8 protein-coding genes are annotated in these 9,491 nt (G+C 43.0%); 7 read left to right on the top strand and 1 reads right to left on the bottom strand.

Annotated elements, in window-relative coordinates; genetic code table 11:
- Positions 1 to 645: 645 nt before the first annotated feature.
- The 3 genes from ACI35L_RS05805 to ACI35L_RS05795 all read left to right on the top strand — a co-directional run bounded on the left by ACI35L_RS05805 (position 646) and on the right by ACI35L_RS05795 (position 3,467).
- Positions 646 to 1,665, top strand: coding sequence for a fatty acid desaturase (locus ACI35L_RS05805; RefSeq protein ID WP_049670613.1), 1,020 nt, complete (start codon positions 646 to 648; stop codon positions 1,663 to 1,665).
- Between the two features lie 66 nt (positions 1,666 to 1,731).
- On the top strand, positions 1,732 to 2,871 hold the full coding sequence (locus tag ACI35L_RS05800; RefSeq protein WP_049670614.1) for a sensor histidine kinase: 1,140 nt from the start codon (positions 1,732 to 1,734) through the stop codon (positions 2,869 to 2,871).
- Positions 2,868 to 3,467 carry a response regulator transcription factor gene (locus tag ACI35L_RS05795; protein WP_049670615.1) on the top strand — a complete coding sequence of 200 codons (600 nt, stop codon included), beginning with the start codon at positions 2,868 to 2,870 and terminating at the stop codon, positions 3,465 to 3,467. The genes ACI35L_RS05800 and ACI35L_RS05795 overlap by 4 nt, the downstream gene beginning before the upstream one ends.
- Positions 3,468 to 3,498: 31 nt before the next feature.
- Here the strand turns inward: ACI35L_RS05795 and ACI35L_RS05790 are convergent, their stop codons facing one another.
- Positions 3,499 to 3,627 (bottom strand): hypothetical protein, encoded by a 129-nt coding sequence (locus tag ACI35L_RS05790; RefSeq protein ID WP_269431778.1) that lies wholly within the window; start codon positions 3,625 to 3,627, stop codon positions 3,499 to 3,501.
- Positions 3,628 to 3,948: 321 nt separating this feature from the next.
- Here ACI35L_RS05790 and ACI35L_RS05785 point away from each other — a divergent pair, with 321 nt between their 5' ends.
- From ACI35L_RS05785 to ACI35L_RS05770, 4 genes are all read left to right on the top strand, one after another.
- On the top strand, positions 3,949 to 4,380 hold the full coding sequence (locus ACI35L_RS05785; protein WP_439802441.1) for a VOC family protein: 432 nt from the start codon (positions 3,949 to 3,951) through the stop codon (positions 4,378 to 4,380).
- Between the two features lie 97 nt (positions 4,381 to 4,477).
- Complete coding sequence (locus ACI35L_RS05780) at positions 4,478 to 4,606, top strand: hypothetical protein (protein ID WP_269431779.1); 129 nt, start codon at positions 4,478 to 4,480, stop codon at positions 4,604 to 4,606.
- A gap of 436 nt (positions 4,607 to 5,042) precedes the next feature.
- Positions 5,043 to 8,681: a dynamin family protein gene (locus ACI35L_RS05775; RefSeq protein ID WP_439802440.1), complete on the top strand. Its 3,639-nt coding sequence runs from the start codon at positions 5,043 to 5,045 to the stop codon at positions 8,679 to 8,681.
- Complete coding sequence (locus ACI35L_RS05770; protein WP_439802439.1) at positions 8,647 to 9,489, top strand: sulfurtransferase; 843 nt, start codon at positions 8,647 to 8,649, stop codon at positions 9,487 to 9,489. Before ACI35L_RS05775 ends, ACI35L_RS05770 begins: the two co-directional genes overlap by 35 nt.
- The last annotated feature ends 2 nt before the right edge of the window (positions 9,490 to 9,491 follow it).

The following is a 9,491-nucleotide window of genomic DNA, read 5'->3' as shown; positions in this document are numbered from 1 at the left end:
ATCATCTTTTATGATGGTGAAAAAGCCGTCCCAAACTAATGAATAGCAGTTTTCGAATATTAATAGTCTTGCTGCTACTTCCTCATTCTTATTAACTGATCATATAATACAACGGCCTTTTCGTTATTTTGAAGACGAATAACTCTGTTATCAAACCGCTTATTAGCTCCTGAAAAATGGCTGATTGATTGCTCCATTCCGGGTATTATCTCTTGTTTGGTAAGAATGATTGGTTTGTCATTTACTTCCTAAAAGAAAGCAAGATAATCTTCATTAGATATTCAATCCAATGAAGTAAGTGCCTGGCGACAATGCTTTGTTCTAATCAGCGATGTGTTCATCGCGAATTTTTGTGAATTCATGTAATTGCTTTGTTGGTTCAACCACTCATCATCCCTTATTCACATATTTTTGAAGGTTCAATTTTTCCTCCGTAAGCTTGCCCGAAAGTGTAATTTTTTTGAAAAAAAGTGTATTGCTTAGTTGTGCATAATCCCCGCCACAGAAGGGTTTGACGTGTTGAGAACAGGCCTGTACATGACAAATGTCATATAGGCGCTATGACAGCTATGTCTGCCAAATTTCTGTTCCTTTTTCTATAATGTATGAAAAGAACAATCAATAAAGAATAAGGGATGGGACGATATGAAAATGAAAGAAGAGCAGCTTCGGCTGCGGAAATCGATGAATCCGTATGAAAAGTCGGAAACGAAGAAGAGCGTTAAACAAATAGTGAATACGTTCGTACCTTTTATCCTCTTATGGTATATAGCTTACCTAGGTTTATCTGTTTCGGTATGGCTAATGATTCCGCCTGCCGTGGTGGCTGCAGGTTTTTTGGTGAGAATCTTTATTATCTTCCACGATTGTTGCCATAATTCCTTCTTTAAAAGCAGAAAAGCGAATGTGATTCTTGGGAATATCAGCGGAATTATGACCTTATTCCCATTTAAACAATGGCAGCACAGCCATAATGTCCATCATGCCGGCAGCGGCAACCTGGATAAGCGTGGAGTCGGGGATATGTGGATGCTGACTGTGGAGGAATATTATCAAGCGTCCAAGTGGACTCGCATCCAATATCGCTTGTACCGGAATCCGCTAGTCATGTTTGGAATTGGCCCCATTTATGCGTTTTTAATCAGCAATCGCTTTAATCGCAAAAATGCCGGAAAGAAGGAAAGAAGGAATACGTATTTCACAAATGCGGCCATTGCAGCTATTTGGGCGTTAATGTGTTATTTAGTAGGCTGGCAAGCCTTCTTGATGATCCAAGGAATCATTTTTTATCTCTCGGGTGTTGCAGGCATTTGGCTATTCTATGTCCAGCATACCTTTGAGGATTCCTATTTTGAAGAGAATGAGGATTGGGAATACGTGAAAGCGGCCGTTGAAGGAAGCTCCTATTATCAGCTTCCAAAGCTTCTTCAATGGATGACAGGGAATATCGGCTACCACCATGTGCATCATTTAAGCCCAAGGGTCCCGAATTACAAGCTCGCCGATGCTCATATGGATACGAAGCCATTGCAGCATGTACCGACCATTACGTTAATGACAAGCTTGAAATCACTCCGATTCCGCTTATGGGATGAACAGAAGAAAAAGTTCGTCACCTTCCGTGAAGGAAAGGCTAAAATTTCTTTAAAAAGTGAAGTCATATAACTGCCATTTCCGCACGGAAATGGTACGATAAGGAAAAGGGAGACGCACTTTAAAAGAGGTTTTCACATGATCAAAAATTATATTGCCTTCTTGAAAACAAGCGGGCTTTCCCCATATGTATGGGCCATTCTTTGCATACTGCCGTTCTATTTCATTTTGCAATCGGATGCATCGAATCAATATAAAATGACGGGTATTGTCGTAACGCTGCTTTTTCTTTCCTTGTTCAGGGTTGCCTATAAAACAACTGGATGGATGAAGTATGTATGGGCGATCGTGCTGATGAGCGGTTTTACAGTTATGACCATTTTGTTTGGCTATATTTATTTTGCCTTCTTTCTTGCTTATCTGGCAGGGAATATTAAGAAGAAGGCTGATTTTATCGCCATTTATGTCCTTCTGCTGATCAGTACAGGTGTCTCGATTTATTTGGGAATCCTGCTGCATCAGGCTTTCTTCCTGAAGCAAATGCCGTTTATCATCATCACGTGGCTCAGTATTACTCTGCTCCCATTTACGATTCGAAATCGCAAAGTACTTGGGCGTTTGGAAGAAAAATTGGATGATGCCAATAAGAAAATCTCAGAATTATTGGTGGTAGAGGAGAGAGAACGGATTGCCCGTGATCTCCATGATACATTAGGGCAAAAGCTTAGTCTCATAGGGTTAAAGAGTGATCTGGCCAGAAGACTAGTTTACAAGAATCCGGAACAGGCAGCCGCAGAGCTTGTCGATGTTCAGCAGACGGCTAGGACGGCGCTGAACGAGGTACGAAAGATGGTTTCATCGATGAGGAGTATCCGTTTAAAGGATGAAATCGTGTTAGCGGAAACGATGCTGAATGCAGCTAATATCCACTTTAGCATTGATGAAAGGCAGAAATTAAAGGATATTCCGAGTTTGACGGAAAATATCCTCAGCATGTGCTTAAAGGAGTCTGTGACGAATATTGTTAAGCACAGCGGTGCAACGGAATGTAAGGTGATTTTTGAGCAAGATTGGAAGGAAACCGTTATGACAGTAAGGGATAATGGTGTCTTCAAAGGATATGAGTCCAGCCTTGACAGAGGTCATGGCCTCATGGGGATGAAAGAACGGCTGGAGTTTGTAAATGGCAGCTTTGAAATTGCTCTGAATGAAGGTACCTGCCTGATTATTAAAGTGCCGAATGAAACAAAGCAGGTTGTGAAGGAGGGGCGGGCATGATCAAGATTGTGATTGCGGAGGATCAGCAAATGATTCTTGGAGCATTTGGTTCCTTGCTGGCGCTTGAGGACGATATGGATGTGGTTGGGAAAGCATCAAATGGCGAGGAGGCACTTGCACTTGTCGCGAAGCATCAGCCAGATATTTGTTTAATGGATATTGAAATGCCGGGAATGACCGGACTTGAGGCGGCTGAAAAGCTAAAAGGGCATGGCTGCAAGGTCATTATTTTGACGACATTTGCGAGAACTGGCTATTTTCAGCGGGCACTTCAGGCTGGGGTGAGCGGCTATCTCCTTAAAGACAGCCCAAGCGAAGAACTGGCAGGCTCAATCCGTCTTGTTCATGGAGGACGAAGAATCTACGCACCTGAGCTGATAGATAGTGCCTATGCAGAAGCAAACCCGCTCACAGACCGCGAGCGGGAGGTGCTTGTTCTTGTTGCGGATGGAATGAATACGAAAGAAATTGCCGCAGAGCTGGACATTAAGACAGGCACGGTCCGCAATTATATATCAGCCATTTTCGATAAACTGGATGTGAAGAACCGGATAGAAGCCATTACACAGTCTAAGGAAAAGGGCTGGTTTAAATAGTCTTTAAGCAGCGGGCTATCTTTTTATGTAGTTATTTTTCCTTCTTTAATAACGCAATGATTTCTTTGTTTTGCTGTTTGATGCTCTTAAGGATTCGTTCCAGGTTATTTCCTGTAATGAATACGATAAGAATGAGGGCTATTCCAATTAACAAATCCACAATTATGAACTCCTTTTTATGATATGACTTTCTACTATTATATTCATTTTTCTATTAAATGGGAACTCTGCCAAAAGCAGAGTTTTTTTCGTCTTACTTAAAAGCTCAAATGGGATTATTTGGTATAATGGTAGAAAAGGTTAAAAGGAAGGGGGCGTATTACGGAAGAGTGTCTGAAGATGGGTTTGCCTGATTTTTATGTTCTTGACATGAAGGATATAACGAAGAAGAGCCAAGGTAAGTCCGTATTTTCATATGAGGGGTTATGATCGGCATCGTATCATTATAGCAGGATGTTCAAGAAATAAGGAGGTTACTCATATGAATAAGGTGACATGTATTTGTTTAGGTGTCAGAAGTATGGAGCGATCAGTTCGGTTTTATAGGGACAAGTTAGGTTTTCAGACAAATGAGAAAAGGAATCAACCGGAAGTCATATTCTTCAACACTCCGGGGACGAAATTTGAATTATTCCCGCTCGAAGAATTGGCAAAGGATATTCGGGAATCAGACCCTCCTTCAATTGGAACGGGTTTTAACGGTATTACTCTGGCCTATAATGTGGAGCAGAAAGAGGATGTTCAGAACATCATTGAACTGGCACGAAGCGCTGGTGCGACTATCGTGAAGGAACCGCAGGATGCCTCTTGGGGCGGCTACCATGCCTATTTTGCCGATTTGGACGGATATTACTGGGAGGTTGTTTGGGGACCGAACTTCCAGTTTGATCAGAATGGAATGCTCGTTTTTTAGCCTTGAAAGATGTTCTGTGGCTGATTCATCTAGACCTTAAATCTGGGTCCGATTGATCAGCAAGTGCATAAGATAGATGAAAAAGGCGGAACATTCCATGAAGAAATATTATTGTCCACATTGCAGGACATTGCATGATAGGCCTATCCAATGTGATATCTGCGGCTGTGAGGAATTGAAGGAGATTTCCATTACGATTCAGCATAATGAGAAGGAAAAAGATTGAATGATTGTGAGGAAGTTGTTTTGGAAGTTTCAATTTCCATTGAAAATGATTATCACCCATGCTAAGATATAAGTATAGTGAGAGACATTCTCAACTGTACTACATAACAGGGAAGGTGCATATCATGGTTTGGGTATTTGTCGGCACAACTGTTACAACTTTTAGCACGGTGATGATTTATGTTTTGAATAATGTGGCCAGCCCAAAGTGAGTGTTTGTCTCAGGGATCCCAAATACAAACGCTCTCTTTGGTTAGCTGGATTAGACTTGGTATAAATGAATAAGTGAACGGTATAGGAATGCGTAAGGAGAGTCATCTTTCGGATTCCTTTTTTGTTTTTTTGGTGATTTCAGAATTGGGGATAAACAATGGTCAATTTGCCGGTCTTTCATGTAAAATAAGAAAATGAAGTCACGACAATTTAAGGGGATTGCTATGATCACACACAAGAGTCAGAATGATTACATGTATCTTTACGGCATATATCGATTTTTTGACCGAAGCGGGGATAGGGAGCGGTCAGAAAAGACGAAGGAAATCATGGAAAAAATGTATGATAATAAGTACAGTTTAGCTTTTTGCGGACATTTTTCGGCTGGGAAATCTACGGTTATCAATTATTTGCTTGGCCAGACTGTGCTGCCATCGAGTCCTATCCCAACGAGTGCGAATATCGTTCGTATTGAAAGCGGTAACGGGGAAGCTCGAATTACATTGGCTGACGGACGGATTGCTGTATTTCCTCCGCCAATCAATTTTTCAGTGATGAAAGATTATGCGAAGAATGGTGCGGAAATACAAAGTATTAATTTACGAATCGAAGGTTTTCCCTTTGGGGACCAGGTTGCCCTTCTCGATACACCGGGAATTGATTCGACTGATGATGCACATGAACGTTCGACTGCTTCAAGCTTTCATATGGCTGATTCTGTTTTTTATGTGACGGATTATAACCATATTCAGTCAGAGGTCAATTTTCAGTTTACGAAAGATTTAACGAAGATGGGGAAAAAGCTGTATATCATCATCAATCAGATCGATAAGCATGACGATCGAGAGCTTCCCTTCTCCACCATCAAGGAGAGTGTGAGGCGGGCATTCCATGAGTGGGATGTAAAGCCTGAGGAGATTTATTATACAACCATGAGAGATGAAGACCATCCGTATAATCAGGCTCGGAAGGTGAAGGAGAAGATTGAAGAGCTTTCAAGGATCCCGTTACAAATGGATATTCCTTCCCTTGTAAGAAGACTTATTGATGAGCATCTTGCATGGAGGAATGCACAGGATGAGGATTTGTATATGGCCCTATCTGAAAAGCTTCGTTCCTATGATCCTATCTTATTGGAAGCGGTTGAGCAGTCAGAGCGGCTGGATAAGAAAATCCAGACATATGGTGAGGAAGCGAAACGCCGCTTTGAGGAGAAGGCTAATGCCATTCTGAAGAATGCAAACCTGACACCTTATGAAACGAGGGAGATTGTAAGGCAATACCTTGAAGCTAATGTTACCTCCTTTAAGATCGGCTTCTTTGGGAAACAGAAAACCTTGCAGGAGCGTGAGCGAAGAAGGCAGCTGCTAGAGGAGGATGTGAAGAAGCAGACAGATTCTACCGTCATCTGGCACCTGCAGGAACTGTTTCGTAATCTGCTTTCAGAGTATCCTGGTGATAAGCAAAAGGGATTGGATCTTATACAAGCGTTTACGTATGAAATTCCGTACGGTGATTTGTTAAAGATAGAGCCGCTTGCCGCTATGACAGGTGACCTTGTTCTGAACTTCTCTGACCGTCTTGCCTCAGATATTAAGAAATCATCGTTACATCAGGCAAAGATTTTGGCAGACAGATTGTTTAATGATTGGGAAAAGGAACGTAAAGGCTTATTTAAAACGGTGAAAGTAAGAATGGAAGAAACCCCGGATCTCTTGGAAGTATGGGATAAGTGGCAGAATGCCAAAGAGGAGCAATTGGCTTATGAGGCAGAGGTTATGAAAGAATTAGGGAAGCGGCCAAGGTTCCCGCTAGCTGAGATTGAGGATTTCCTGAAACCGGAAGAACAGGTGGAGGTTATCATTCCGAAAGAAACGAATGAGATGAATCAGTCAGAGCAAGAATTGGATGAACCGGCGGTTGACGGAGATGAAAAGAATCAAGTAAATCTTCCGCCCGCTAATGATATTATGGACCGGCTTTTGCAAGCTGCTGCGATATTAAAGGATGTTCCAGGGTTTAAGAAGCAAGCGGCAGAATTGAGCGCTCGTTCACTCAGCTTCCAAAACCAAACGTATACATTAGCTTTATTTGGTGCCTTCAGTGCAGGCAAATCGTCCTTTGCCAATGCTCTTTTAGGGTCTAATTTACTGCCAGTCTCTCCAAATCCAACAACAGCCGTTATCAATCGAATTCTCCCGCCCACTGGTGAGCATCGAAATGGAACGGCGGTCATTTTCGCTAAGACAGAAAAGATGCTAATTGATGATTTGAACGGTATATGGTTGGATGAAGGGCTTAATGTCCAAGATTTGGAGCTGGCGAAGCGCCAGGCAAAGACTCTTTTAGCTAAGAAAAGAGAGGCACTTGGACTTCGTGCTTCCTTCCTGGAAGCATTCATGACCGGTATTGACCAGTTCAAAGCCAATCTTGGGGAAGTATTCACGGTTAGCATCGATGATTTTGCCGCCTATGCGACGGATGAAGCAAAATCCTGCTTCATTGAGAAGATTGATCTGTATTATGATTGTGAACTGACGAGAAAAGGAGTCATTCTTGTCGATACTCCTGGAGCAGATTCGATTAATGCTAGACATACAGGTACATCATTCAATTATATTAAGCACTCGGATGCGATTTGCTTTATAACGTATTATAACCATCCTTTCTCGAGGGCAGACAGGAACTTCCTTGACCAATTGGGCCGGGTAAAGGATTCCTTCAGCTTGGATAAAATGTTCTTCCTTTTGAATGCGGCAGACCTTGCAGCGGATGAACAGGAACGAGAGCTAGTGGTGGAATACTTGGATTCTCAGTTAAGGGAATCTGGTATCAGGCATCCACGTATATTCCCTATCTCGAGCCGATCGGCACTACAGGTGCGAACAGGCTCGCAGGATGAGAATGCCGAGCGCTATGTCTATTTGTTCGAAAAATTTGAGGAGGCCTTCCATGGGTTTCTTGATCATGACTTAAAATCCTTGCTGCTCACCGCAAGTTGGTCGGAGCTGCAGAAAGCCTATCATTTATTGTGTCAGTCGGTTGAGTTGGCAAATGAGAGTGAAGAGAAGAAGCGGGAGAGAAAAGAAACGCTTGAACGAAACTGGCAAGAGATTCAAAAGCTCCTGCAAGAAAAAACATTTACTCATGAAGGTGAATTGGCAAGGCAGGAGGCAGAAGAGCTCCTGTTCTACAGCAAGCAGCGTTTAGGCTTGAATTTCCCGAGTGTTTTCAAGGAATACTTCCACCCGGGAAGAATAACCAATGATAGACAATCATTAGTCAGAAGCATGAATCTCCTGCTTGATGATATGAAACTGGTGATTATGAATGAATGGCAGGCTGCCTCGCTTCGGTTAGAGAAGGTGATTGAGAAGACAATGAGGGAAGCCTATCTGCGACTGGCAGAATCAGCTCAAGCAGTTCAGAAGGATTGGGCATTTGGCGAGCCTTCTCTCGCAGTCCAAGAGGAATTCCTCCAACAATCTCCATTAGAGAATGTGAGTGCAAGAGATTTCAAGGAGGAATTAAGACTATTCAAGGGGACAAATGCCTTCTTCGAAAAGGATGGACGCAAAGCGATGGAGCGGTCTGTTTATGACAAGCTTGAGACGCTGATTGATGAATACTATACCGACCAAAAGAAAAGTCTGTTATCGTATGCAGAGCATATAACTGAGGCATTAGGCGAACAATTGACCAGCTCTATGCTGGCTGATGGGGCAGAGATTGTTTCTGGCCTAAAGCAAATGCTAGAGGAGCAGTCGAATCCGGCTGCTTATGAGCAGGCAGCTGAACGCCTTGGCAGCATAATGAAGAGAGAAGGGAATGATCGAAAGGTTGACACTTATACAAGAACCTGAATGGCTGTTCCAGCGATTGACCGACAGCCGCGTGAGGATCGTCGATTGCCAATATGACCTATCTAATGAGGGGAAGGGACGGGAAAGCTATAATGAAGAGCACATTCCCTCAGCTGCCTATGCAGATACTGGAGGAGACCTTTCCTCAAAAGTATTGGAGCATGGGGGCAGGCATCCGCTGCCTTCAAAAGAAACGTTCGTCCGTTTTATGCAGCAATTAGGCGTTGACCAAGATTCCATCGTCATTGCCTATGATGGAGGAGAAGGAGCCTTTGCTGCCCGATTTCTTTGGCTTAGCGAGCTTTATGGCTATAGCGGCGTATACGTCTTAAATGGAGGTTTGAAGGCTTGGAAAGAGCAGGGTTATCCAGTAACAGCCGAAATTCCTAATTTGCCATCTTCTGATTACTGGCCAGAAGAAGAAAATAAGGTCTTGGCTGCATACGAAGAGGTGAAAGCACTCTCAGCCGGCAAAGCAGCTGGTGTTTTGATTGACTCCAGGGAAGAGGGCCGTTACATGGGTCTCTATGAGCCAATTGATGCAAAGTGCGGCCATATCCCGAAAGCCATCAATTATGAATGGATGGGAAATCTAGATGATGGCCTCTATTTGAAGGACAGCCAGCTTGCCGGCCGCTTTGCCGATATTGATAGAGAGACATCCATTATGGTTTATTGCGGGTCTGGCATTACCGCATGTGTTAACTACATTGCTCTCAAGCAGGCTGGTTATCAGGATGTAAAAGTCTATGGAGGCAGTTTTAGCGATTGGATCTCTTATGATGAAAACCCTGTTGAAACAAACTGAGG

This window comes from Pradoshia sp. (genome assembly GCF_051873915.1).
In the GTDB taxonomy this organism is placed as follows: Bacteria; Bacillota; Bacilli; order Bacillales; family Pradoshiaceae; genus Pradoshia.
This window is presented reverse-complemented; position numbering and strand designations above follow the sequence as displayed.

Bases quoted from the DNA above. Each gene is read 5' to 3' on its own strand.
- ACI35L_RS05805 (WP_049670613.1), top strand. From the start codon at position 646: ATGAAAATGAAAGAAGAGCAGCTTCGGCTGCGGAAATCGATGAATCCG.
- ACI35L_RS05800 (WP_049670614.1), top strand. From the start codon at position 1,732: ATGATCAAAAATTATATTGCCTTCTTGAAAACAAGCGGGCTTTCCCCA.
- ACI35L_RS05795 (WP_049670615.1), top strand. From the start codon at position 2,868: ATGATCAAGATTGTGATTGCGGAGGATCAGCAAATGATTCTTGGAGCA.
- ACI35L_RS05785 (WP_439802441.1), top strand. From the start codon at position 3,949: ATGAATAAGGTGACATGTATTTGTTTAGGTGTCAGAAGTATGGAGCGA.
- ACI35L_RS05780 (WP_269431779.1), top strand. From the start codon at position 4,478: ATGAAGAAATATTATTGTCCACATTGCAGGACATTGCATGATAGGCCT.
- ACI35L_RS05775 (WP_439802440.1), top strand. From the start codon at position 5,043: ATGATCACACACAAGAGTCAGAATGATTACATGTATCTTTACGGCATA.
- ACI35L_RS05770 (WP_439802439.1), top strand. From the start codon at position 8,647: ATGATCGAAAGGTTGACACTTATACAAGAACCTGAATGGCTGTTCCAG.